This window comes from Variovorax sp. Varisp36 (genome assembly GCF_047304235.1).
In the GTDB taxonomy this organism is placed as follows: domain Bacteria; phylum Pseudomonadota; class Gammaproteobacteria; order Burkholderiales; family Burkholderiaceae_C; genus Variovorax.
The window spans coordinates 14030-38710 of sequence record NZ_JBGLYU010000011.1 but is presented as its reverse complement, the minus strand read 5'-3'; the positions used below and the strand labels follow the sequence as shown (position 1 = coordinate 38710).

Annotated in this window: 23 protein-coding genes; 7 read left to right on the top strand and 16 right to left on the bottom strand. The window is 67.6% G+C overall.

Translation table 11 applies throughout. The features are described 5' to 3' along the window. Window positions 1–54 precede the first annotated feature (54 nt). From ACCD11_RS09320 to ACCD11_RS09290, 7 genes are all read right to left on the bottom strand, one after another. The gene (locus ACCD11_RS09320) at window positions 55–1128 is read right to left on the bottom strand and encodes a flavodoxin family protein (RefSeq protein ID WP_413313641.1); all 1074 of its coding nucleotides are present in this window, start codon (window positions 1126–1128) and stop codon (window positions 55–57) included. 77 nt (window positions 1129–1205) lie between these two features. Next, window positions 1206–2102 (bottom strand): pirin family protein, encoded by an 897-nt coding sequence (locus tag ACCD11_RS09315; RefSeq protein WP_413313640.1) that lies wholly within the window; start codon window positions 2100–2102, stop codon window positions 1206–1208. A 66-nt stretch (window positions 2103–2168) separates the two neighbouring features. Next, window positions 2169–2936 (bottom strand): GNAT family N-acetyltransferase, encoded by a 768-nt coding sequence (locus ACCD11_RS09310; RefSeq protein WP_413313639.1) that lies wholly within the window; start codon window positions 2934–2936, stop codon window positions 2169–2171. Continuing rightward, window positions 2933–4201 carry a biosynthetic peptidoglycan transglycosylase gene (locus tag ACCD11_RS09305; RefSeq protein ID WP_413313638.1) on the bottom strand — a complete coding sequence of 423 codons (1269 nt, stop codon included), beginning with the start codon at window positions 4199–4201 and terminating at the stop codon, window positions 2933–2935. Before ACCD11_RS09305 ends, ACCD11_RS09310 begins: the two co-directional genes overlap by 4 nt. 10 nt (window positions 4202–4211) lie before the next feature. After that, window positions 4212–4781, bottom strand: coding sequence for a hypothetical protein (locus ACCD11_RS09300; RefSeq protein ID WP_413313637.1), 570 nt, complete (start codon window positions 4779–4781; stop codon window positions 4212–4214). Continuing rightward, complete coding sequence (gene xrtQ, locus ACCD11_RS09295; RefSeq protein WP_413313636.1) at window positions 4762–5691, bottom strand: exosortase Q; 930 nt, start codon at window positions 5689–5691, stop codon at window positions 4762–4764. Before xrtQ ends, ACCD11_RS09300 begins: the two co-directional genes overlap by 20 nt. 18 nt (window positions 5692–5709) lie before the next feature. Then, window positions 5710–7782 (bottom strand): VIT and vWA domain-containing protein, encoded by a 2073-nt coding sequence (locus ACCD11_RS09290; protein ID WP_413313635.1) that lies wholly within the window; start codon window positions 7780–7782, stop codon window positions 5710–5712. A gap of 204 nt (window positions 7783–7986) precedes the next feature. Between ACCD11_RS09290 and creD the strand changes: the two genes are divergently transcribed. The 4 genes from creD (at window position 7987) to ACCD11_RS09270 (ending at window position 12971) form a co-directional block, all read left to right on the top strand. Further along, a complete protein-coding gene (creD, locus tag ACCD11_RS09285; RefSeq protein WP_413313634.1) occupies window positions 7987–9459 on the top strand; it encodes a cell envelope integrity protein CreD in 1473 nt (490 codons plus the stop codon). Further along, complete coding sequence (locus tag ACCD11_RS09280) at window positions 9456–10106, top strand: glycoside hydrolase family 3 N-terminal domain-containing protein (protein WP_413313633.1); 651 nt, start codon at window positions 9456–9458, stop codon at window positions 10104–10106. The genes creD and ACCD11_RS09280 overlap by 4 nt, the downstream gene beginning before the upstream one ends. Further along, complete coding sequence (locus ACCD11_RS09275; protein WP_413313688.1) at window positions 9989–12268, top strand: penicillin-binding protein 1A; 2280 nt, start codon at window positions 9989–9991, stop codon at window positions 12266–12268. Before ACCD11_RS09280 ends, ACCD11_RS09275 begins: the two co-directional genes overlap by 118 nt. Window positions 12269–12353: 85 nt before the next feature. Beyond that, window positions 12354–12971: a hypothetical protein gene (locus tag ACCD11_RS09270; RefSeq protein WP_413313632.1), complete on the top strand. Its 618-nt coding sequence runs from the start codon at window positions 12354–12356 to the stop codon at window positions 12969–12971. On the opposite strand, the gene creC is transcribed toward ACCD11_RS09270, so the two are convergent. Together creC and creB are read right to left on the bottom strand one after the other, a co-directional pair. Next, window positions 12965–14404, bottom strand: a complete 1440-nt coding sequence (gene creC / locus ACCD11_RS09265; RefSeq protein ID WP_413313631.1) for a two-component system sensor histidine kinase CreC — start codon at window positions 14402–14404, stop codon at window positions 12965–12967. The genes ACCD11_RS09270 and creC overlap by 7 nt on opposite strands. Then, entirely contained in the window at window positions 14401–15195 is a 795-nt protein-coding gene (creB, locus tag ACCD11_RS09260) for a two-component system response regulator CreB (protein ID WP_413313630.1), read from the bottom strand. The genes creC and creB overlap by 4 nt, the downstream gene beginning before the upstream one ends. Before the next feature lie 565 nt (window positions 15196–15760). Between creB and ACCD11_RS09255 the strand changes: the two genes are divergently transcribed. Further along, window positions 15761–16699 (top strand): YcjF family protein, encoded by a 939-nt coding sequence (locus tag ACCD11_RS09255; RefSeq protein ID WP_413313629.1) that lies wholly within the window; start codon window positions 15761–15763, stop codon window positions 16697–16699. Between the two features lies 1 nt (window position 16700). Here ACCD11_RS09255 and cueR read toward each other — a convergent pair whose 3' ends face one another. Next, on the bottom strand, window positions 16701–17105 hold the full coding sequence (cueR, locus tag ACCD11_RS09250; protein WP_007833624.1) for a Cu(I)-responsive transcriptional regulator: 405 nt from the start codon (window positions 17103–17105) through the stop codon (window positions 16701–16703). Beyond that, a complete protein-coding gene (locus ACCD11_RS09245) occupies window positions 17102–17296 on the bottom strand; it encodes a heavy-metal-associated domain-containing protein (RefSeq protein ID WP_007833622.1) in 195 nt (64 codons plus the stop codon). Before ACCD11_RS09245 ends, cueR begins: the two co-directional genes overlap by 4 nt. A gap of 157 nt (window positions 17297–17453) precedes the next feature. On the opposite strand from ACCD11_RS09245, the gene ACCD11_RS09240 reads away from it, so the two are divergent. Beyond that, window positions 17454–19664: a heavy metal translocating P-type ATPase gene (locus ACCD11_RS09240; protein WP_007833620.1), complete on the top strand. Its 2211-nt coding sequence runs from the start codon at window positions 17454–17456 to the stop codon at window positions 19662–19664. Between the two features lie 10 nt (window positions 19665–19674). Here the strand turns inward: ACCD11_RS09240 and ACCD11_RS09235 are convergent, their stop codons facing one another. The 5 genes from ACCD11_RS09235 to ACCD11_RS09215 are packed head-to-tail and all read right to left on the bottom strand — an operon-like array spanning window position 19675 to window position 23846. Beyond that, window positions 19675–20157, bottom strand: coding sequence for an N-acetyltransferase family protein (locus tag ACCD11_RS09235; protein WP_413313628.1), 483 nt, complete (start codon window positions 20155–20157; stop codon window positions 19675–19677). A 57-nt stretch (window positions 20158–20214) separates the two neighbouring features. Next, entirely contained in the window at window positions 20215–21345 is a 1131-nt protein-coding gene (locus ACCD11_RS09230) for a sterol desaturase family protein (RefSeq protein WP_413313627.1), read from the bottom strand. A gap of 35 nt (window positions 21346–21380) precedes the next feature. Continuing rightward, complete coding sequence (locus ACCD11_RS09225) at window positions 21381–22664, bottom strand: beta-ketoacyl-[acyl-carrier-protein] synthase family protein (RefSeq protein ID WP_413313626.1); 1284 nt, start codon at window positions 22662–22664, stop codon at window positions 21381–21383. Then, complete coding sequence (locus ACCD11_RS09220; protein ID WP_413313625.1) at window positions 22661–22951, bottom strand: phosphopantetheine-binding protein; 291 nt, start codon at window positions 22949–22951, stop codon at window positions 22661–22663. The genes ACCD11_RS09225 and ACCD11_RS09220 overlap by 4 nt, the downstream gene beginning before the upstream one ends. Window positions 22952–22985: 34 nt before the next feature. Next, entirely contained in the window at window positions 22986–23846 is an 861-nt protein-coding gene (locus tag ACCD11_RS09215; RefSeq protein WP_007833607.1) for an alpha/beta hydrolase, read from the bottom strand. Between the two features lie 138 nt (window positions 23847–23984). Here ACCD11_RS09215 and ACCD11_RS09210 point away from each other — a divergent pair, with 138 nt between their 5' ends. Next, window positions 23985–24674 carry a response regulator transcription factor gene (locus ACCD11_RS09210; RefSeq protein WP_007833605.1) on the top strand — a complete coding sequence of 230 codons (690 nt, stop codon included), beginning with the start codon at window positions 23985–23987 and terminating at the stop codon, window positions 24672–24674. Window positions 24675–24681 lie beyond the last annotated feature (7 nt).

Below are 24681 nucleotides of genomic sequence, written 5' to 3'. Positions count from 1 at the left end.
TTGCGTAAAGAATGATGTACAGCGAGCGCGAAAGCGGCCTGTTGGCGTGACTTTTTACTTGGGCCGGGGCCGCTTCAGCCCGCGGTCTGGCACCTGCAGCCTGCCGGCGCGCAGGTCGCCGACCGCCCGGGCGACGGCGCGCGCCACGTTGCGCACTTCTTCCTGCACGTCGGCATCGGCATCGAGCGCGTCGTGGCTGGTGGCGTAGGGTTCGTAGTAGCCGATGTAGCGATCGAGCAGCGCCTGCGTGCCGGCGTCGACCAGCCCCATCCAGTCGAGCCAGTCGACGAGGCTTCGGCGCACGCTTTCCACGCCTGCCACGTCGCCGTGCACCACCACGCCGTAGACGCGGCCGTCGAGGTGCTTGGGATAGCCCCAGCCTTCGAGTTCGAGCGCCTTGGCTTCCTCGGGATTCTTGCCATGCGTGCTGGTGGGGTCCGGGTTGCCGCCGTCGGCGCACACGAGGCGGTCGATCATGAGCTTCAGCGGACTCGCCGCCTGGTACCAGTGCGTGGGCGTGAGCAGGATCACGCCATGCGCGGACACCCAGCGTTCGTAGATCTCGTTCATCCAGTCGCCGGTCTGGCGCAGCGAATGGTTGGGATAGCAGCTGCAGGGCCAGTGGCACAGCGGCATGGCGGTTGAGACGCAGCCCTTGCAGGGGTGGATCTGCCGGCCGTACTCGGAAGCGAGCAGGCTCAGGTCGAGCAGGTCGGTCTCGATGCCGCTGCCGTCGAGCACCTCGCGCGCCAGTTCGGCCAGCCGCCATGTCTTGGAGACTTCGCCGGGGCAGGTGCCGTCGTTGCGCGGCGACCCGTTCACCAGCAGCACGCGCGAAGGCGTCTGCGGCAGGCCCCAGGCCAGCTGCGCCGCGTCGATGCGGGCCTTGGCTTCGAGCCAGTCGACGGACAGTTCGTAGTCCGGGTCCGCATAGCCGGGCCCCGCCCTGCGGGTGACGGGCGCCTTGCGGCCTTGCTCATAAGCTTCCCAGGCGATGAGTTCGATGCGCCGCAGCGACTCGGCCTCGGCCTGGAAGGCCGGGTCCTGGAAGGGCTGCATGAAGCGTTCGTGGAACTGGGCGCGTTGCAGCGTGGCCGGCGCCTGTCCTTTCCGGATCGTGGTGGGCATGAGCGCAATCTAGGGGGCCCATGCGGTGGCCGGAACCCTGCCCGATGCCGACTTTCGGTAGGCGGGCGACTACAGGTTCAGCCCAGCTTGCCGTTCTGGAAGTCGTGCACCGCCTGCTGGACCTGCTCCTGCGTGTTCATCACGAAAGGGCCGTACTGCGCGATGGGCTCGTGCAGCGGCTTGCCGGCAATGAGCAGCGCACGCGCGGGGCTGTGGTTGGTCGCGCCGGCACGCAGCACCACGCCGTCGCTGCCCGCGTCGTTGGCCAGGATCGCCATGCGCCGCGTCGGGACTTCGCTGCCCGCGATCCACAGCGATTCGCGGAACACGTAGACCAGCGCGTTGTGGTCGTACGGCAGCGGTTGCGCGAACTCCGCGCCCGGCGGCAGCGTGACGTCGAGGTACAGCGGCTCGGTGTGCTCGCGCCGCACCGCACCCTCGATGCCGTGGCTGGCGCCCGCGATCACGCGCACGTGCGCGCCGCCGGTGGTGGTGAATTCCGGGATCTCCTCGCTCTGGATGTCGCGATACCAGGGCTCGCGCATCTTGTCCCTGGCCGGCAGGTTGAGCCACAGCTGAAAGCCTTCCATCAGGCCTTCTTCCTGCTCGGGCAGTTCGCTGTGCACGAGGCCGCGGCCGGCGGTCATCCACTGCACGCCGCCGTTCTCCAGCAGGCCTTCGTGGCCGGCGCTGTCGCGGTGGCGCATGCGGCCGGCGATCATGTACGTGACGGTCTCGAATCCGCGGTGCGGATGGTTGGGAAAGCCGCCGATGTAGTCGCCCGGGTTGTCGCTGCCGAAGGCATCGAGCATCAGATAAGGGTCGAGCCGCTTCTGCAGCGGCTGCTGAAGCACGCGGGTGAGCTTGACGCCGTCGCCGTCGCTGGTGGAAACACCGGCCACGATGTGGTCGATGCCGCGCGGCGTGGCGACGGGATCGGTGGGATGGTTGGCGTGGTGGTTGGCGTTCGTCATCCGTCCATGGTGGCACTAACGCGCCCACCGCGCCACCCGCGGCCTGTCAGCGGGCGGCTTGACATGTCACGGCCACTGCTGGCGCTGCCAGTAGCAGTATTTCCACTGCGTTTCGAAGCCGGCGCGGCGATACAGCGACAGCGCCGCATGGTTTTGCGCATCGACCTGCAGGAACACCCGCTCGAAGCCACGTGCCGACGCGGCCTGCGCCAGCCCGGCCAGCACGCGTGCCGCCAGGCCCCGCCCCCGCTGCGCCCGCTCGGTGCGCATGCCGTGCACGCTGGCCCAGCCGTGCCCGAACGCCATCGCCCCCGCCGCCACCGTGCGGCCGCCTTCGCGCACGCTCGCATAGAGCGAGCCTTTGGCCCGCGACAGCATCCGCACGCGATGGGCCCCGTCCACCGGATCGAAGCCCTCGCCGAGGAACAGCGCCGACCAGGCGGCGTCGGGCGCGTGATCGACGTCGGCCAGCGCGCCGCCTGCGACCACCTGCCGCATGCGCTGCGCCGAGCCGACCTGCACGCAGGTCGGGCTGTCGTCGATGTAGTGGCGCCGCTCCAGCTCGGCGCGCAGGCCCTCGAAGCACGGTGCTTCGGCCAGCCGCAGCGCGGGCGTGACCTGGCGGCTGTCGTAGCGGTCCTCGATGCGGTCGAGCGTGCCGTGGTCGACCTCGCTGCGGTGCAGCGGCACGGCCGACCTGGCGCGTTTCACGGTGCCGCCGGCAAAGGGCAGCAGCCAGCCGTCGAGCTCCTCGGTCAGGTCGGGCGACACCGCCGCGATGGTGGCGCGCTCGATGGCTTCGATATCCGGGATGCCCAGGGGTGTGGTGTTCATTGTTTCGTGGCCTCCGGCGCCGTGAACTTCGCTGCGGCCACGCCCTTGAGCAGCGCTTCGCGCTGGTTCCGGCTGATCCCGCGGACACCCTCGGCAATCCACTTGATGCGGTCGGCGTCGACGTGGCCATCCTGCCGCCATTGTTCGAGCACGGCCTGCGGCTTGTGCAGCATGGCGGCGAGCCACACTGCCTGTGCCGGCTCGAGCGTGCGCGCGCTGCGCTTGAAGTAGCGGCGCGCCGCGGCCTCGGCGCCGCAGGCGTTGCCGCCCCACGGCGCGTTGTCCAGGTACAGCTGCAGGATGCGGGCCTTGCCCAGCGTCTGCTCCATCTCGACCGCGTAGAGCAGCTCGCGCAGCTTGCGCTCGGCGGTGCGGTCGCTGCCCGTCACCAGCAGCTTGGCCAGCTGCTGCGTGATCGTGCTGCCGCCGCGCCGGATCTGGCCGGGCTTCTGGTTGTTGTCGATCGACGCGAGGATCTCGGTCAGGTCGTAGCCGTTGTGGGTGAAGAAGCGCTGGTCTTCGGCGGCGATGACGGCACGCGCCAGCCAGCTGTCGTTGGCAAGCCTGGCCGACGGTCCGCAGCTGGTGCGCGCGTTGAGCATAGCCTCGGTGCCCAGCCCTTCGACGGTGAACTGGCTGATGACGGGCTGCACGGCGAAGGTGGCCTCGGGCAGTACGAGCTGGCCTCGCAGCGCGAGCGTGCCGCCGATGCGCGCGCGCTGCAGCTCGGGCAGCTGGGGCACCAGTACCGCGTACCAGCGCTCGATGGGCGCATCCTGCACGCTGGCGTTGAGCTGCAGGTTCTTCAGCGTGACCTTGCCGTCCCAATGGCCCTGCAGCCGGGTGGTGTCGGTGCTCTGGGGCGTGGCTTCGAAGGTGCCATTCAGCGTGTTGCCGTCGCGCTTCACGGTGGCGAGCAGGCGCTCGATCCTGATCGGCTGGGTGCCGAGCGCCGGCACGTCGGCGCTGCAAGGCGCGCATTGCATCTCCAGCAGCTCGCCGGCCGGCTTCCAGGCGAAGCGCACGGTGCCGAAGCGGGTGTCCAGCGAACGCCCGTCGAGATGCGGCGCGAACCACGGCGAGGTGGCCACGCGCACGGCCGTCGGAACGCCGATCTCGAAACTCAGCGGCCCCGCCTTCACCGTGGTGCTCCATTCGCCGGCGGCCGGCGCGAGCGCCAGCTTGGCTATCAGGAAGATAGCCACGCAGGCCGTAATGACCAGGGCCAGCAGGCCGAAAAGCACGAATCGCAGGGTCTTCTTCACAGGCACGTTCTCAGATCGGTCTCGCCACGGTGACAGCTTGCCACGGCCCATGGGATTGGCCGCTGGCCGCTGCCCAGTACCAGCTTGAAGTGTCTGTGAAAGCGGTGCCCCGGGCATCGACGATGCGCTCGCAAACGCGGATTTTTTGCGCTCCGTGCCGTTGCGCAACAAAACAGCGCCACAACCGTTCCTGCGCATCGCGTTCCAGGCGCGCCTGTTCGATGCGATAGCCCAGCGCGCGGTAGCAGTCCGCTGCCGGATGCAGCATGCGCGTGGGCTGCGTCACCTCGCGCATCACCAGCGTCTGCGTGCCGTCGGTCATGCGGCCGATGGCGCCGGGGAAGCGGTCGGCGAAACGCTGTTCCACGTCGCTCAGGGCCAGCGGGCGCAACGGAGCGCCGTCCCATTCACTCGGCCATTCACGCGGCACGGCGGCGGCGACCGGTTCGGCCGGCGTACGCACCGCCGCGGCGGCCGACCACAGCACGCACAGCAGCATTGCCAGCGCGAAGGCGGCCTTGTGGCCGATGCGATTGATGAAATGGTTCGCAAACCAGCGCTCAAAGAACGGTGTCGACATGGCGGCCTCCCTGGGTGGTGATCAGGCCCGGGATGGGCAGTTCGGCCGGTTCGGGCACGGGTCGTGCCGGCACCATGAGGCGGGCGATGGCGCCGCACACCACGGCCAGCACCAGCAGGCCCAGCGTGTTGTGCGCCCAGGGTGCGAGCGGATGGCCCGCGCCTTCCAAGGCGATCAGCACGCTGTTGCGCACGATGTTCCCGGCCAACACGAGGAGGCTGACCATCGGCAGCCGGCGCAGGAAGGCCCGGTCGCTGCGCGACGCCCACAGCGCGACCGCGCAGGCCGTGAAGTAGCCGAGCCACACCATCTGCACGCCGGAGCAGGGCGCATCGACGACCACGAGCCGGCCGTCGACCACCAGGCTCGCTCCTTCACGCGCCACCTCGAAAGCGGGCGCAAGCAGCCAGCGGCTGGCCTCGGCCGTCACCACGCGCAGCGGATAGCCGGCATAGAACTGCAGCGACGACAGCAGCGGCAGCGCGAGCACCGACAGGCCAGCCACCGGCAGCGCAGCCACGCGGCGCGGCAGGAAAGCGAGCAGCCCGCACGCCAGCGACAGCACGGCCACCAGCCCCGCCGCGAGCGGCGGCAGCGCGGGCATGAAGCCGAGCCCGGTGCGCAGCAGCGTCGCGAGCACGGTGCCCGCGCCCGCCAGCGCGAGCCAGCCCAGGCGCGGCGAGGCGCGCAGTTCGCGCCGGCGGCTCCAGGCCAGGGCGGCGAGCGCGACCAGCGCCAGCAGCCCCATGGGATCGTCGGAGCCGTCGCGCATGCGCTGTGCCATCCAGGCCCAGGTCGGCATCAGCGCGACGAGCTGCAGCCCGAGCCAGCCTGCGGCCGGCGTGCGGTCGATGTGGATGCCCCAGTCCACGATGCGCGGGTGGCGGTGGGCGAGCGTTGCCAGAGACATTTTTTCTTTCTCGATGGATCAGGCGGTAAGGCGGCGGGCGTCGTTGCGGCGCGCGCGGCGGCGCAGCATGGCCAGCATCGACAGCACGACGGCGATGGCGCCCAGCGATTCGGGCTCGGGCGTGCTCGGCACCTCGGCGCCCAGTGCAAGGTCGCTCACGCCTTGCGGCAGCGGCAGCGGCTGGTTCACGTCCACGCTGTTCTGCGGCGCCGCATTGCGCACCACCTTGTCGACGGCGATGAAGCTCGTGTACTGCGTGAGCAGGCTGTACTTCAAGCCGAGTTCGGTAATGCGTTCCTTGAAGGCCACGCCGCCTTCCAGCGTTTCCTGGTCGCTCAGGCTCTGGATGCGGTGGCGGGCCCACAGCGTGCGCAGTGCGGCCGTGTCATGGCGGGTGCGCTCGTCGATGCGCACTTCCTGGCGGTAGGGCCCATTGGCGCTGCGGCCTTCGATGATCACGCGGCCCTTGGCTTCGCCGCGCCACTTGCCGAACACGATCACCGGGCGCTCGCCGAGCACGTCGGGCAGCGCCTGCGGCTCCACGTCGTACACGTCGAGCCCGCCGAAGGTGGCCTTCACGCTGGTGAGCACCGGCGCCTCGACCATGCGGCGAAAGCGCGCGGCCTGCTCGGGCGCCTGCACCGGGTCGGTGATGATGAAGGGCTCGCCCATGCCGGCGCGCGCAATGCCTTCCATCAGGCTGCGGTTGACCGACGAGCCGATGCCGAAGGCGAACACATTGGCCTTCGAGAGGTTGTTGCGCACCAGCTCGAAGGCTTCGCGCTCGACCGTCACGTAGCCGTCGGTCACCACCACCACGGTGCGCGACACGCTGTCTTCCTTCGGTTCGGCGTACACGCGCTTGAGCGCCGGAATGAGTTCAGTGCTGCCGCTGCCGCTGTAGTTCTGGATGGTGGCCAGCGCCTGCTCGATGTTGGCGCGCGTGGCCGGCACCGACTTCGGCGAGAGCATCCTGTTGCTGCCCGAGAACAGCAGCACGTTGAAGGTGTCGCTCGGCCGCAGGCCGCCGATCAGGCGTTCGAGCACCGTCTTCGCGGTGTCGAGCGGAAAGCCGTGCATCGAGCCCGAGATGTCGACCACGAAGATGTAGTCGCGCGGCGAAATCGCGCTGGCGGCCACGGCCTTGGGAGGCTCGACCATGGCGAGGAAGAAGTTCTCGGCGCTTCCATCCGAGTTTTGTCCCTGGCCCTTGTAGAGCATCAGGCCCGATTCGATTTTTTCACCCGCCAGGCGGTAGTCGAGCACGAAGTCGCGGTTGTCGGCGGGGCGGCCGTCGGCGGTGAGCACGATGTCGGCGTGCTGGTCTTCGTCGCTCTTCTTCACGTCGATGGCGTGCGTGGCCGAGCGGATTTCCTTCAGGCCCATCGGCGTGTCGATGCTGGCCTTGAGCTTGAAGCTGGTGTTGGGCGCCACGCCCGCGGCCAGCGTCGGTTGCGCGACCCATTTCGCTTGCGCGTTCTCCGACTGCGGGCTGTTGTAGCGCGGCCCGACCACGGTCGGGAACACGAACTGGTAGTTGCCCGACTGCGGCACCAGCAGCTCGGTGTAGCGCAGCTCCACCTTCACATCGTCGCCCGGCAGGATGTTGGCGACGTTCATCTGGAACACGTTGGGCAGGTGCTGCTCGAGCAGCGCGGCGGTCTTGCCTTCCTTCTTCGCCGTGTCGTACTCGATCTGTGCCTGCTGCTTCTCGCGGATCTGCGCGGTGATGAGCCGGTCGGCCAGGCGCACGTTGAGGCCGCTCACGGCGGCCTTGGTCGAGCCGGGAAACACGTATTTCGCCTCGATGGCGCGCTGGCCCTCGTTGCGGTAGGTCTGCGTGACCGTCACGTCGGCGATCACGCCCGAGATCTTCACCGAGACCTCGGTGCCCTTCAGAGGCAGGCGGTCGACCGAGGGGTCGTCGCTCTTCACGAAGAAATAGGGGCTCTCGGTCTTCAGGCGCGCTCCGGCGGGCGCTTCCTGCGCATGCGCCGGGCGCACGCCCGTGGCGATGAAGCCCGCAGCCGCCAGGCTCACGGTGGCGAGCCAGAGCCAGCGGCCGGGACGTGGGGTGGTGTGGGCATCCATGGCGGGGTTCCTTGTCCGTGCGAACTTGCACAGCCGCAACTGTCGGCACCGCACGAGAAGGCAGTTGGAAGGCGCGTTGAAGTCGAACGGCGCCATCGGCCGCTGTGTGAAGTCTGTGTGAAGCGAGGCGGCGCGCACGCTTCACACGGCCTTCGGGTCGCGCGGCGAGCATCGCGGCTTCGCTACAGACGAGGAGAGAAGAAAATGCTTCAGTTGTTCAAGGCCGTGCTGAATTCCATGCTGGCCAAGGTCGCCGGCCTGTTGTTCCTGCTGCTGCTCCTGTGCATTCCGCTGGGGGAGATCCAATCGCTCAACCGCGGCCGCGGCGAGAGCCAGCGCGAAGCGGCCGACGAGCTCGCCGCCACCTATGCCGGGCGCCAGACGATGGTCGGCCCGCTGCTGCTGGTGCCGTACGTGGAGCGCTGGATGGAGCCGCTGCGCAACGCGCAAGGCAAGGTGATCGGCCAGGAGCCGCGCAGCAAGGAAATGGCCCACGTGGTGTTCCCGGACAAGCTGCACATCGAGGGCTCGATGGCGCCGCAGGAACGCTATCGCGGCATCTTCAGGATTCCGTTCTACACACTCAGCGCCACGCTCACCGGTGGCTTCGCGGCCTTCGACCCGAAAGCCGTGGCGCACAGCGAGGTCGATTCGAAGATCGAATTCAAGGCGCCCTTCATCGCCTTCAACGTGAGCGACCTGCGCGGCCTCGACGGTTCGCCAGCGATGACGATGGGCGGCGAGGCGCTGCGTTTCAGGCAGCGCGTGCCGGGCCTGGCCGATAGCGCCTGGTTTGCCGACGGCATCCACGCACCGGTCACGGGCGCGGCGCTCACCGCATGGCAGGCCGGTACGCCGGTTTCTTTCGACATGAAGCTCGGCCTGGTCGGGCAGGACACACTCGCCATCGCGCCCATCGCCGAGGAAACGACTGCGCACCTGAGTTCGCCCTGGGCGCACCCCAGCTTCGGCGGGCGTTTTCTCGCAGCCGAGCGCAGCGTGACGCCACAGGGCTTCGACGCGCACTGGCGCGTGTCTTCGCTCGTGACTTCGGCGCGCGAACAGGTGCGCGCGGGTCTCTCGGCCCGCGGCGGTCCCGCCGACGACAACGCCGCCGCCGCAGTTGTTGCCACCGCCGCGCACCGCAACACAGGTCCGCTGCAGACCTTCGACGTGTCGCTCGCGCAGCCGATCAACGTCTATTCGATGAGCACGCGCGCCGGCAAGTACGGCGTACTGTTCATCGGGCTGGTGCTGATGGCCGCCTTCATGTTCGAGCTGTTCCGCAAGCTGCGCCTGCACCCGATTCAGTACGGGCTGGTCGGCCTGTCGATCGCGCTGTTCTTCCTGCTGCTGCTCGCGCTCTCCGAGAAATTCGCGTTCTGGATGGCCTACGCGGGCGCCGCCGCGGCGAGCGTCGCCCTGCTGGCCGTGTACTTCAGCGCAGTGCTCGGAGGCTGGCGGCGCGGCCTGTCGTTCGGCGCCTTCGTTGCGCTGCTCTATGGCGCGCTCTACGGCCTGCTGGCTTCCGAAAGCAACGCGCTGCTGCTGGGTGCGCTGCTGATCTTCGGCATGCTGGCGGTGCTGATGCTGGTCACGCGCAAGGTCGACTGGTATGCGCTCTCTCGCCGCGTGGAACCGGCTTCGGTCGCGGCACCCGAAGCGCAGGCGCCATGAAGCTGCAGAGGGCGCGCGGCCGGAAACCGTTTCAAGACGTGTCGAAACATTCGGATGCCGCGATCATGCCGGGCCATGTCATCCTTGCGGAACTCGACGCCGAATATCCGGTCTCTTTCTCGCGCAAAATCGTGCAACAGGTGATTCGAGGCGAATGGGGCTGTCAGGGCCTGCTCGTCACCGACGATTTCACGATGGGCGCGGCCTGCAACCGCGGTCTCTGCGATGCCACCGTCCGCGCCCTTGGCGCCAGGGTGGACCTGTTGCCGATCGCCTTCGACCAAGACAAGTATTTCGATGCCATGCATTGCGCGCAGCAGGCGGCGCAGTGCGGCGCGCTCGACCTCTGGAACGCAGCAGCGCGCGGCGGCTCCAACCTTTCGCCAGCCAGTAGCCAATTCCTATGTTCAAACGCTCAAGCCCCCAACCTTCCGACGACGACAGCGCGGCGCCGGTCGATCCCCGCCACCGCTGGAAACGCATTGCCGGCTGGGGCGCCATCGGGGTGGGCTCCGGCGCGCTCGTGGTGCTGGTCGCGGCCATCGTCGCGGTGGTTGCCATCTACCCGAAGCTGCCCGATGTCTCGGAGCTTTCCGACTACCGCCCCAAGCTGCCGCTGCGCGTGTACTCGACCGAGGGCCAGCTGATCGGCGAGTTCGGTGAAGAGCGCCGCAACCTCACGCCCTTCGCCAGCATTCCGAAGGTCATGAAGGACGCTGTGCTGGCCGTTGAAGACGCACGCTTCTACGACCACGGCGGGGTGGACTACAAGGGCTTCCTGCGCGCCGCGGTCGCCAGCCTGAAGGGTGGCCGCAAGCAGGGCGCATCGACCATCACGATGCAGGTGGCGCGCAACGTGTACCTGAGTTCCGAACGGACGATGAGCCGCAAGACCTACGAGATCCTGCTGGCGCTGCGGCTCGAACGGCAGCTCACCAAGGACCAGATCCTCGAGATCTACCTGAACCAGATCTACCTCGGCAACCGTGCCTACGGCTTTGCCGCCGCCGCCGAAACCTACTTCGGCAAGCCGCTGCAGAACGTCACCGTCGCCGAAGCCGCGATGCTGGCCGGCCTGCCGAAGGCACCCGGCGCCAACAACCCGGTGGCCAACCCGCGCCGCGCGCGGGCGCGCCAGCTGTATGTGATCGACCGCATGCACGAAACCGGCTTCATCACCGCCGAGCAGGCCGCCGAAGCCAAGAAGGAAGAACTCCACCTGCGCGACGCCGGCGACCCGAACCGCCTGCATGCCGAATACGTGGCCGAGACGGTGCGCCAGATGATGTACGCGCAGTACGGCGACAGCATCTACACCAGCGGCATGAAGGTCTACACCTCGCTCGTGGCGGCCGACCAGGCCGCGGCCTACCGGTCGCTGCGCAAGGGCATCATGGACTACGAACGGCGCCAGCCTTATCGCGGCCCGGAGAAGTTCGTCGACCTGCCGACCGAGCAGAAGGAAGTCGACGAGGCCGTGGACGACGCGCTCGCCGAGCATCCCGACAACGGCGACGTGGTGGCTGCCGTGGTGCTCGACGCGAACGCCAAGGAAATCAGCGCCGTGCGCGCCAATGGCGAAACCATCCAGATTACTGGCGATGGCCTGAAGCCCGCGCAGTCCGGCCTTGCCGCGAAGGCGCCGCCCAACATCAAGATCCGCCGCGGCGCCGTGATCCGCGTGGCGAAGACGCCGAAGAACACCTGGGAAATCACGCAGCTGCCGGAAGTCGAAGGCGCCTTCATCGGCATGGACCCGCGCAGCGGCGCCATCAAGGCGCTGGTGGGCGGTTTCGATTTCGGCAAGAACAAGTTCAACCACGTCACGCAGGCCTGGCGCCAGCCGGGCTCGAGCTTCAAGCCCTTCATCTATTCGGCCGCACTCGAAAAGGGCTTCACGCCCGCCACCGTAGTGAACGACGCGCCGCTGTACTTCGATGCCGCCGCCAACGGCGGCCAGCCGTGGGAGCCGAAGAACTTCGAGGGCACCTACGAAGGCCCGATGCCGCTGCGCACCGCGCTGATGAAATCGAAGAACCTCGTCACTCTGCGCGTGCTGCAGTCGATCGGCGCGCCCTATGCGCAGGACTGGGTCACCAAGTTCGGCTTCGACAAGGACAAGCATCCCGCCAACCTGCCGATGGGCCTGGGTGCCGGTTCCGTCACGCCGATGCAGATGGCGGTGGGCTACTCGGTGTTTGCCAACGGCGGCTATCGCGTCAATCCGTACCTCGTCACGCGCGTCACCGACCTGAGGGACAAGGTCATCATGGAAACCGAAGCGCCGGTGCTCGACGAAACACGCCGCGCCATTCCGCAACGCAACGCTTTCATCATGGACTCGCTGCTGCAGAGCGTGGTGAAGAGCGGCACCGGCTTCAAGGCCCACCAGGCGCTGAAGCGCGACGACCTCTATGGCAAGACCGGCACCACCAATGATTCCTTCGACACCTGGTTCGCGGGTTTCCAGCCGACCATGGTCGGCATCGCGTGGATCGGCTACGACACGCCGCGCCAACTCGGCGTGCGCGGCGAAACCGGCGGCAGCCTGAGCCTGCCGATCTGGATCGGCTACATGCAGACAGCACTGCAGGGCGTGCCCGTGACGCAGCCGGCCGAACCGGCGGGCGTGGTGAACGTCGACGGCGAGTGGTACTTCGACGATTTCACGCCGGGCCACAGCGTGGCGAGCCTGGGCCTGGAGAACAGCGAGACGCCGCCACCGCCGGCCGAAGAACTCACGGGTGCGCCAATCGGGGCGCCGCCGCCGCCCGAGGAGCGCAACAAGATCCTCGATTTCTTCCGCTAGAAGTCGAAGCGGAAAAAGCGAAGGCGGGTCGCGGTGCCTACACTCGGTGCTGCTTCCCGCCTTCTCTTTTTTTCTCCACGCATACATGGAAATTCTTACTCTGGTGGCGCTTTTTGCCACCGGCTTCTACATCCTCAAGTCCAGGGAACAGCGCCTGCGCATCGCACTGCTGGCCAGCCACCTCGGCCGCCACCAGATCGAGAAGCTGATGGAAAGCCTCACCTCCGGCTACATGCGCTGCCTCGGCGAAGACGACGCCGAGCGCCGCCAGCAGATCTGGCACTTGCTGGACGCCACCGAGGAAAAGCTCTCCGCCCAGTTCGACAGCTTCGCCGCCGAGTTCTCGCGCTTGCCCGAAGCTGTCACGCGCGTGAGCAAACTGCCGGTTGCCATTCCGATGTTCACCCACTTCTTTCCGGCCGCGACCTTCGACATGCGGCAGGCCCTGCTGATCCACGCGAGCGGCATCGCCGGCGTCATGCGCAACGAAGCCGGCCGTACGCCCAAGTCGAAGGCCTTCACCATGTCGGCCGAGCTGTTCCTGATGCAGCACACCTGCCACTGGTACTGCCGCTCGAAGACGGTGGCGTCGGCACGCATGATCGCGCAGCACCAGACGCAGTATCTGCAGGCGCTCGGGGCGGTGAGCCCGGAGACGCGCCGTGCGTACAGCGCGCTGATCGGCCGTCCCGCGGCTCAATGATTTGACAGCAGCGGCAGCGTGAGCGTCGCCACGGCCCCGCCGCGCGACGCATTGCCGAGCTCGATGCGGCCGCGGTGCAATGCCGCGATCTCCTTCACGAACGCCAGCCCCAGCCCCGTGCTCTTCTTCTGGCTGTGCGGCCTGGCGAGCGAATAGAACTTCTCGAAGACCTTTTCCTGCGCGTACTCCGGAATGCCCGGACCACGGTCGCGCACGCTCACGCGGGCGAGCTTCGACGTGGTTTCCAGCGTGAGCAGCACTTCGCTGTCGCGCGGTGAAAAATCGATGGCGTTGTCCAGCAGGTTGCTGATCGCGCGGCGCAGCAGGAACGGGTCGCCTTCCGTGCGGGCTTCGTCGCGGATGTTCACGAGCAATTTGATGTTGCGCCTTGCAGCCGCTGGCTGCGCGCTGATGGCGATGTCGTCGATCAGCGAAGCCAGCGCCACCGGCTCGGTGCGGTCCAGCGTGCGCCGCGTCTCGAGCGCAGTGAGCTCCATCATGCGGTCGACGATTTCCTGGATGCGTTGCGTCTCGCCTTCGATATTCTTCAGGAAGCGTTCGCGCTCGGCATGCGGCATCGACGGCTCCTGCAGCAGCTCGGCCGCGCCGCGGATGGCGGAGAGTGGACTCTTCACCTCGTGCGTGAAGGTCTGCACGTAGTCGGCCACGTAGTTGCGGCCGGTCAGCGCATCGCGCATCTCGCTGAAGCCGGTACGCACGCCGTCGACCGCGCGCCGTGCCATGCGCGCCAGGCTCAGGCTGCGCTGTGCGCGCACCCAGGTCCAGTAGTCGCGGATCAGGCCGAAGGGGCGCACCAGCCACACAGAAACGATGAGCGTGAGCAGCAGCAGTGCGAGCGCCGAACCGACGCCGACCCAGATGGTGCGCACGCGTGCGTCTTCCACGAACTGGCCGAAGCTCTGCACCGGCTTGCCGACGCTGACCATGCCGACGATCTCGTTGTTCCAGCGAATGGGTGCGCCCACGTACATGACCGAAGTGCGCGGATCGCCATCGACGTCGCGCGAAGTACGTGCGCCGTACAGGCCGGCGAGCGTGCGGCTCACGTCGCTCCACTGCGAATAGTCGGCGCCAAGGTGTCTGCCGAGCGAATCGAACATCACACGCCCGCTGCGGTCGGTGACGTAGACGCGCAGCTCGACGCGGCTCTTGTGCAGGTTGTAGATCTGCGCCGAGAACTCGCGCGCGTAGACGGTGCGGAACAGCGGCTCGAGCCGTGCGGTGTTGATGGCCCCGGCAATCACATCCTGCTCGACCAGGCTTGCCACGAGCTGGGAGGTCTCGACCAGCGATTCCTCGGCCGACTCACGGTAGCGCGGATCGATGTCGGAAACAACGCGATAGAGGAGGAAGGCGATGCCCGCCGTGTAGATCAGCAGGATGCCGATGAAGATGCGCGTGCGTCTTGTCACGACGCCTTGGTCGGCAGTTCTTCGTTCAGTGCGTAGCCGGTGCCGCGCAGCGTGCGGATCGGCTCGACTTCGGGCGCGATCGCCTTGAGCTTGGCGCGCAGGGTCTTGACGTGCGCGTCGACCGTCCGGTCGAAGCTGTCGCTGGAATCGTCCCAGACCAGTTCGAGCAGTTCGTCGCGCGTGAAGACGCGCCCCGGGCGCTGCACCAGCAGTCTCAGCAGGCCGTATTCGTAGCGCGAGAGCTCGAGCACGCGGCCGTAATAGCGGATCTGCATGCGCTCGTGGTCGAGCGAGAAGGGCATTGCGGGTGCTTGAGGGCTCTCAGGAGGCGTCTGGGCCGGAATTTGATGGGGCACCCCATGGTTTGCAACCGCGGCTGTTGCCGGGGCTCCTGCGCCGTTTCTCGCGCTGCGCCGCAGGATGGTCCGCACGCGGGCGACGAGTTCGCGCGGCGAGAACGGCTTGGCGATGTAGTCGTCCGCGCCCAGTTCGAGGCCCACCACGCGGTCTATCTCGTCGCTGCGGGCGGTCAGGAACACCATCGGCACCTCCGGGCCGCCCATGGCCTGGTTCAGCGCCTGGAGGCGCTTGAAGAGTTCGAAACCGTTGAGATCGGGCAACCCGATGTCCAGGATGGCCAGGGCCGGCGCCTCCTGCGCGAACTGGGCAATGGCTTCCTCGGCCGTGGCACACCACACCGGCGTGAATCCGTCGCTTTTCAGGACGTACTGCAGCGTGTCGGCGATGCCCGATTCGTCTTCGGCGATCAGGATCCGGGGTTTGAAGCTCATCCGCGGATGTTAGCGAGGGGAAGCGCCGGGAGGACCGGTTTGGACCGGAGGCGCCGTGGACCGGCGCGGCCGTTCGCGGCTTTTTTTTCGGGCGCAGCTTTCCCCTTTCCCATCTTCTTATTCTTCTTATTCAAATTAGTAGTAGTAGATAAGGGTCGCCCACTTCTGTGGACATGCCGCTTTTTTCGTTATGCGACAAGCACTTGTCATACCTCTGTCACTGTGCGCAGCCGCGCTTCGGGTTTGTACCCGGCATATGAACAACATGGGGTACCCGCTCCGGCCTGTGGATAACCGATGCCTTGTTCAAAAAATGTCCCCAGAGTTGTCCTTTGACGCACTCCGGAAAATCTGCGAAAGGCGGTTTCCGGCGCGAGAAATCCATTGCTGAAAATTTGGGCAAACTGTTTATTTCCCTTGTAAATCAATGACTTGCCGAACCCCTACACAGAAGTGCCGACGTTATCCACAGAGTTGCCCAAGGTTTGTGGGGAGAACCGGCGGCGGAACCTTCGCCAGCCATGGCGACCGAACCGGATCCTTCATATTGCGAAATTTCGTACAAATGACACCTTCAGAAACAAAGTCGATAGTTACCCTGTCGCTGCTGGCTGCCTTTGTCGACGGCGAGAAGCACGAGCGCGAGCGCGCCGAGATCAAGCGGATTGCCGAGGGCCTGTCGCAGGCCGACGGCCTGAACCTGCCGACGCTCTACCAGGACGTGCTGATGAAGCGCGTGTCGCTGGCTTCGGTGGCCGGGGAGCTGAAAAGCACCGAGTCGAGGCAGCTGGCCTACGAGATGGCGGTGTGCGTGTGCGATGCCGACGGCACGCAGTCGGAGGCCGAGCGGATGTTCCTGGCGGACGTGCGAACTTCGCTGGGGCTGGATGCTTCGGCGGCCGCGTTCTCGCAGCGCGCGGAAGACATCGCGGCGGTGCCCGTGGCTACCGCCGCTGGGGGCAGCGCCGTGGCGGCGCCCGGTACGCCGGACAGCGCCGAGCTCGACAAGTCGATCCTCAATGCCGCCATCCTCAACGGCGCGCTGGAACTGCTGCCCGAGACGCTCTCGACCATGGCGATCATTCCGCTGCAGATGAAGCTGGTCTACCGCATCGGCCAGTCGTACGGCTACCAGCTCGACAGCGGTCACGTGAAGGATTTCCTGGCGACTGTCGGCGTGGGCCTGACCTCGCAGTACCTGGAGCAGGCCGGTCGCAAGCTCCTCGGCGGATTGCTCGGCAAGGTCGGCGGTGGCTTGCTGCGCGGGCTGGGCAACCAGGCCGTGAGCTCGGGGATGAGCTTCGCCTCGACCTATGCACTGGGCCATGTGGCCAAGCGCTACTACGCCGGCGGCCGGACCCTTTCGACGCAGATGCTGAAGGACGCGTTCTCGGGCGTGGTGAAGGAAGGGCAGAGCCTGCAGACGCAGTACCTGCCGGCGATCCAGGAAAAGGCCCGCACGCTGGATGCGGGCAAGGTTCTTTCGCTGGTGCGGGGCGCCTGATCTAGACCTTGCTCAGGTCATCGAGGATGGGGCAATCCGGTCTGGCGTCGCCGTGGCAGCAGTGCACCAGGTGGGCCAACGTGTTGCGCATGGATTGCATGTCCGCAATGCGCTGCTCAAGTTCGCCGAGGTGCTTCTCGGCGATGCGCTTCACGCTGGCGCTCGTGCGTCGGCGGTTGTGCCACAGCCCGACGAGTTCGGCGATTTCTTCCATTGAAAACCCGAGGTCGCGCGAGCGCTTGATGAAGCGCAGCGTGTGGATGTCGGCATCGCCGTATTGGCGATAGCCGCTTTCGGTGCGCGCCACCGCCGGCAGCAGGCCCAGCCCTTCGTAGTGGCGGACCATGCGGGCCGACACGCCGGAGCGCTGCGCCGCTTCGCCGATGGCGACGTGGCCCGCGCTCATTGAACGGCGTAGCCCGCGTTCTCGATCGCGGCGACGATGTCCTTGCGCGGCTGTTCGCTCAGCACGTCGACATGGCCGGTCTCGAGGTCGACCGTCACCTGTGCTTCGGGGTCCACCGTTTGCACCGCGTTCTGCACCGCGCTCACGCAGTGGCCGCAGCTCATGCCCGTGACCTGGAATTTCTGGCTCATCGTGATGGCTCCTTGGAAGTGATGGAAGTATGTGAGACGCAAGTTTGAACCCTCTCACGATGTCAATGTCCAGCATAGGGACACTGGATCTGCCGCTTGACCTTGCCATCGTGTGAGGCTTTAGCCTCGGGGCATGGAAAATCTGCAATCTCCTCCAATGACGCTGGACCTCTCGGTCGGCGGCATGACCTGCGCCTCGTGCGTGATGCGCGTCGAGCGCGCGCTCAAGAATGTACCGGGCGTGCAGGACGTGAGCGTGAATCTCGCGACCGAGTCGGCCCGCGTGGTCACGAGCGGCAACGAAGGCATGGACGTTCGCCTGCGCCGCGCCGTGCGCGCCGCCGGCTACGAACCGCGGGCGGCAAGCACCGCGGCCGACGAAGCCGCTGCGCTGTCGCCCTGGCACGGTTTCGGCCCGGTCGCTGTGGGCCTGGCACTGTCGATCCCATTGCTGGCGCCCATGCTCGGTGATCCTTTCGGGCAGGACTGGATGCTGCCGCCATGGTTGCAGCTGCTGCTCGCGACACCGGTGCAGTTCTGGCTGGGCGCACGCTTCTATCGCGCTGGCTGGCATGCGGCGAAAGCGCGCACCGGCAACATGGACCTGCTGGTGGCTCTCGGCACCAGCGCGGCCTTCGGCCTGTCGCTCTGGCTCTGGTGGCGCGCGGCGACCGGCGAGCATGCGGGCCATGGCGAGATGCCGCACCTGTACTTCGAGGCTTCGGCGGTGGTGATCACGCTGGTGCTGCTCGGCAAGTGGCTGGAGGCGCGCGCCAAGCGCCAGGCCACGTCAGCGATCCGCGCGTTGCAGCAGCTGCGGCCCGAAGTGGCGCACCTGGTGGGCGCGCGCGGCAAGGAAAGCGACGTGCCGCTGGCCGAGGTGATGGTGGGCGACCGCCTCGCGGTGCGGCCCGGCGAGCGCGTGCCGGCCGACGCTCGGGTGATCGAGGGGCAGTCCGAAGTCGATGAATCGATGCTCACCGGCGAGCCGCTGCCGGTGGCCAAGGGACCGGGCGATGCGTTGACCGGCGGCGCCGTCAATGGCGACGGGCGCATGGTCATCGAAGTGAGCGCGGTCGGCGCCGAGAGCGTGCTCGCGCGCATCATCCGGCTGGTCGAAGACGCACAGGCTGCGAAGGCGCCGATCCAGCGGCTGGTGGACAAGGTGGCGGCCGTGTTCGTGCCGGTGGTGCTGGTGATTGCGCTCGTCACGTTCGCTGGCTGGATGATGGCGGGCGCAGGCATCGAGACCGCATTGATCCACGCCGTGGCCGTGCTCGTCATTGCCTGTCCATGTGCGCTGGGCCTTGCGACGCCGGTCGCGGTGATGGCAGGCACGGGCGTGGCGGCACGGCACGGCATTCTGATCAAGGATGCGCGTGCATTGGAAATTGCGCACCGCGTCGATACCGTCGCGTTCGACAAGACAGGCACGTTGACGGTGGGCCGGCCGGTGTTGACTGCGCTGGTACCGGCGGCGGGTATTCGGGCAACCGAAGACCAACTGCTGGCAACTGCCGCCAGCTTGCAAAGCGGCAGCGAGCATCCGCTGGCCAAGGCCGTGCTGGCCGCCGCAGCGCAGCGCAACCTGCAGCCGCGCGCATTGAGCGCGATGCAGGCGATGCCGGGCCGGGGTGTGCGCGGCGATGTCGATGGCGTCACCTGGGCCATCGCCAGCCTGCGCTGGTGCCGCGAACTCGACGCGATGCCCGAAGCCGCCGATGTCGACGGCCTGCAGGCGCAAGGTGCCACCGTGTCTGCATTGCTACGCTTCGATGAGGCGGGCGCCGCGCATCTACAGGCATTGCTCGCTTTCGCCGACGAGCCCAAGCCGCAAGCCGCCGAAGCCATTCGCACGCTGCATGCGCGTGGCCTGCGCGTGGTGATGATCTCGGGCGACAACCTGCGCGCGGCCCAGGCCATGGCCGCACGGCTCGGCATCGCGGCCGAAGACGTGCGTGCCGACGTGCTGCCCGCCGACAAGGCGGCGCAGGTTGGTGCGCTGAGGAAGAACGGACACGTCGTAGCGATGGTCGGCGACGGCGCCAACGACGCGCCCGCGCTGGCAGCGGCCGATGTGGGCATCGCGATGGCGCCTTCGGGCGGCGGCACCGACGTGGCGATGGAAGCAGCCGGCATCACGCTGATGCGCGGCGACCTCGCGCTGGTGGCGCAGGCCTTCGAGCTTTCGGGCCGCACGGTCGCGAAGATCCGGCAGAACCTGTTCTGGGCCTTCGCCTACAACGTGGCCGGCATCCCGCTTGCGGCCTTCGGCCTGTTGAGCCCGGTGGTGGCCGGTGCTGCCATGGCGTTGTCGAGCGTGAGCGTGATGGCCAATGCGCTACTGCTGCGGCGCTGGAGGGCCTGAGGCTTGCCGCTCAGTCGATCAGCAGCGCCATGACGTGATCGTCGATGGCCTGCGCATCGCCGGCGCGCTTGTAGAACTTGCGCAAGGTGCCTTCGCGTTCGAAGCCGAGTTTTTCGTAGAAGCGCATCGCAGGTGCGTTGTCGCTTTCGACGAAGAGTTCGATGCGCCTGATGCCGATGGCCTTCAGTGCGTCGATGCCTTCGCTCACCATGGCGAGCGCGACGCCCTGGCCGTGAAATGCGGGATCGACCGCGAGCGTGCCCAGGCAGGCCACGTGCCGCACCCGGCCCGGGTAGCGCGTGGCCCGGTAGAAACCGGCGATGCGCCCCTCGCGCTCGTAGACGTAGAAGTTGCGGCCGTCGAGCAGTTCCTGGTAGATGGCGCGGAAGTCCTCGATCGGCATCGGGTCGTAGCCCAGGAAGGGCACGACCTTCTCGTGCATGTAGAGGGCGAAGACCGTGTCGATGTCTTCATGTGTGGCCAGCCTGCGCATGATGGGTGCCTTGCAACGATGAAGGCGCCGAGCATAGCGGGGGCGAGCGGATGTCCATCAGGTGAAGAGCAGCACCGCAGACATCGCCAGCAGCGCCGCCTGCGCGCACCAGGCCCAGCGCAGCCGAAGCTGCGAATCGAGCACCGCGCCGATGGACCAGAAGCCGCCGACCGCCAGCAGGAGCAGCGTCAGCCCGGTGTGGAACGCGAGGTCGTCGGCGCGCCAGAGAAAGGCCAGCGTCACGCCGACCCAGCATGCGAAGTGGAGGGCGGCCGACGCGACCTGCGGGCGCGTCAGCGCGGGGGCGTGGATGTGCATGGCTTCTTCCAGCGAAAAAGGCGCTTCCGGAAACCGCGCCGCGACATCGGTCGGCCGCCAGCCCGGGGGCTTGAACCACACGGCGATCTTGTCCCGCCAGCGCTTCGTATGCCGTGCGTCGCGCAGCAGCGGCACATAGGGGCCGAGGATCGCGCGCATCGGGTCGAAGCTCGCGAGCGCCTTGCGCGTGCCGTAGACGCAGCGTTCGGTTTCCTCGGCGAAGGTGCCGAACATCCGGTCCCACACCACGAGCATGCCGCCGTAGTTGCGGTCCAAATAGCCGTCGTTCACCGCGTGGTGCACGCGATGGTTCGAGGGCGACGAGAACACGCGGTCGAACCAGCCGAGCTTGCCGATGTGCTCGGTGTGGATCCAGAACTGGTAGACCAGCACGATGAGTCCCGCCAGCCCGAACTGCTCGGGCGGCACGCCCACCACCGCCATCGGCAGGTAGAAGGACCAGCCCAGGAAGACCACGGTGCTTTCCTGGCGCAGCGCGGTGGAAAAATTGAAATGCTGGCTCTGGTGGTGCACCGAGTGCGCGGCCCAGAACACGGCCGACTCGTGGCCCGCGCGATGCAGCCAGTAGTCGAAGAAGTCGAACAACAGCACGGCGGCGATCCAGCCTGCGGCGCTGTCCCAGAAGCCGGGCCGGGTCCAGATCGCGACCAGCGGATAGACCATGGCGTAGAGCCCGATCTGGAACAGCTGCGTGCACACCGCGAGTGCCTGGCTCAGCAGCCCCTGGCTCAGGCTGCCGAGCGTGTCGCTGAAGCGGTAGGTGTTGCGCCGCTGGAGCCAGCCCCAGGCGAACTCGCAGGCCATGAGCAGCGCGAACACAGGCACGACGAAAACGACCAGCCGGTGCACCGCGTTCGTTTTTTCAGAGAGTGTTCAGCGAATCTTCAGCGTTCGCACGCGCGGCCGGCCACGATGACGGCGTTGGTGCCGCCGAAGGCGAAGGAGTTGGACAGCGCATAGCGGATGCCCTTGGCCTCGCGCGCCTCGCCCTGCACGAAATCGAGGTCGAATGTGGCGTCGGGCGTCTGCAGGTTGGCGATGGGCGGCAGCGCCTCGCGCGCCAGTGCGCGCAGCGCGGCGATGAGTTCGATGGCACCGCCGCCGCCGAGCACGTGGCCGTGGATCGCCTTGGTCGCGCTGACCGGCGTGGCCCTGCCGAACACTTCGCGGATCGATGCGGCCTCGGCTGCATCGCCGGCCGAGGTGGCCGTGCCGTGTGCGTTGATGTGGCCGACGTCCGAGGCCTCGATGCCCGCGTCGCGCAGCGCAGCGCGCATCGCGCGCACCTGGCCCGCGGTGTCGGGGTTGGTGATGTGCGTGCCGTCGCAGTTGGTGGCGTAGCCCGCGAGCACGAAGGGCGCGACTTCGGCGCCGCGTGCGGCCGCATGCGCTTCGGATTCGAGCACCAGCGCGGCCGCGCCTTCACCGATGGCGAAGCCCGCGCGGTCGCCCGAGAACGGACGGCAAGCCGAGGAGGGCGCATCGGCCGGCGGCGGCGCCATCACGCGCATTGCGTTCCAGCTGGCCATCACGCCGGGCGTGAGCATGGCGTCGTGGCCGCCGACGATGGCCACGTCGATCCAGCCGCCGCGGATGGCGCGCATCGCCTCGCCGACGGCCACGGCCGAGGAGGCGCAGGCACAGGCGTAGGCAATGGCCGAACCGCGTGCGCCGAAGTGCAGCGCGAGCTCGGCCACGGCGGCGTTGGGCATCACGGTGAGCACGGTGGTCGGACGCATGCGGCGCTGTTCGCCGTAGAGCGCGCTGGTGGTGTTGTCGAAGGTGCCGGCGCCGGCGAGGCCGCTGCCCCAGAAGATGCCGAGGCGGTCGCGGTCGATGGTGTCGAGGTCGATCTTTGCTTCCAGCGCCGCGTCCTGCGCCGCAGCCAGGGCCATGGCGGTGCCCCGGTCCAGCGGCAGGCGGGAGGTGCTGCGCATGCCATTCGAATCGAAGTCGCAGGCGGCGACGGCGAGCGCCATCGGGTCCATGCCCTCGATCTCCAGCGTTTGCGCACGCACGGCCGAGCGGCCCGCGAACAACGCCTCGTCGAAGGCCTCGATGGTGCGGCCAATGGGCGTGACGAAACCGATGCCGCTCACGCGCACCGGCGCCGAGGCGGCGCGTGTGGCCGAAGCGGCGAGCACGGCGTGGGCGGCGCCGCTGCTCATGCGGCCGCTTCGGCGGGCTGGACGGCGGCCGCGGGGGCGCTCTCGGCGTCGATCACGTCGCACAGGCGTTCCAGCGTGATGCCGGCTTCGCGCGGGTCGAGGCGGTCTTCGGGAATGCGCAGGTGGAAGGCGTCCTCGACGGCGAAGACGAACTCCATCAGCGCGAGCGAGTCGAGGCCGAGGTCCGACAGCGCGGTGGCCGGCGAGATGGCCGAGCGCTCGATGCGGAAGTCGGTCTCGAGGATCGCCGCGATGCTGTTGAAGGTGGGCGAAGCGGAAGAAGACATGGAGATGCTTTCCTTTCAGGCGTGTCGAACGAGGTCAGGCGTACAGCGGATGCTCTGGCGTCGTGCCATGCGCCACGGCATCGGCGAACGATACCGTTTCGCGTACCACCTGCTGGCGGTCGTTGTCTATCGTGATCATGTGGTAGCTGTTGGCGACCACGACGGTGCGGAAGTCGCGGCAGCGCAGGCCGCGCGCGAGGATGTCGAGGTTGGCCACGCTGGCCACCTCGTCCTGCTGGGCATGCAGCGCGAGCACGTTGCCGCATTGCACGCCGTTGAGGTTGCGCCGCACGTGGCGTATGAGCCGGTCGTGCTCGCGCAGATGTCCCACGCCGATGACGGAACTTCCGGCGCGCGAAACCTTGCGATGGCGCAGCTCGCGCTCGATCCAGGCGCGCACGCGCTCGTTCTTCACGCCGTAGGGCGGGCGCTCGCGGTATTGCCAGAACCGGCCGAGCGGCGTGTAGAAGGCCAGCGGCAGCAGGAATTGCGTGCGCGGGATGGCCCAGCCGTCGAAGCGCAGCGTGGTCGACATGAGCACCAGCGCATCGACGTCGCTGCCGCAGCGGATGGCCGCGCCGAGCGCGAGCGAGGCGCCGGCGGAAATGCCGACCAGCATCACGCGGTCGTGCTGCGTGCGCAGCGCCTTCACATGGGCCTGGATGGCGTCGAGCCAGCGTTCGTACGGCGCGGCGCGCTGCAGCGGCGCAGCGGCATCGAACGAATAACCCTCGATCGACAGCGGGTGCACCGGGTAGCCGCGGCTGCGCAGTGCGGACTGCACGGTCAGCAGCTCGTCAGGCGTGCTGCATAAACCATGCAGCAGGACCACGGCGGTGCGCTGCACTTGCGGAGGCACAAGGCTCAACAGATCGGAGGGTTCACGCGCACTCATCGTGTGGTGCCAGCCATGAAAATGGCCCGTGTTTCATCGTGCTGTCGTATGCTCATGCGGCGTTTATCGCTTGGAGCGACTGACCGGCCGCTGACCCGTCGTTCGCGAGGCAGATTACCCCCCAACCATTCAAACACCATGCGAATTCTGCTTGTCGAAGACGACGCCGTTTTGCGCGACGTGATGGTGCGCAGCCTCGCGGATGCCGGCCATCGCGTCGACGTTTCGACCAACGTCGAGGACGCCGACCACCTGTGGCGTGTGCAGCCCTTCGATGCCGTGCTGCTCGACCTCAACCTGCCGGCCACCGCAAGCCCGACCAGCGGCCTCGCGAGCGGCCTCAACGCGCTGCGGCAGGCGCGCGCGCGGGGCGACCGCACGCCGGTGCTGGTGCTCACGGCGCGCGGGCGTACCGAAGAACGCATCGCGGGCCTCGACGCGGGTGCCGACGACTACCTCGGCAAGCCCTTCGACCTGGCCGAGGTCGAAGCGCGCCTGCGTGCGCTGGTGCGCCGCGCGAAGGGTACCGAAGACCTCGTGCTGCTGGGCCAGCTGAAGCTCGACCGCAAGGCACGCCGCTTCTCGACCGCGAGCGGTCCGCTCGACCTGCCGGCACGCGAGTTCGAGGTGCTGTGGGAACTCATGAGTCCGCCGGGCCGCACCGTGAGCAAGCGGGCGCTGTCCGACAAGCTCTCGAGCTTCGACGAATCGCTGGGCGACAACGCGCTCGAGGCCTTCATCTCGCGCCTGCGCAAGAAGCTGCAGGGCTCGGGCGCGAGCATCCGCACGCTGCGCGGCATCGGCTACCTGCTCGAAGCCGAGGTGTGATCCGCGC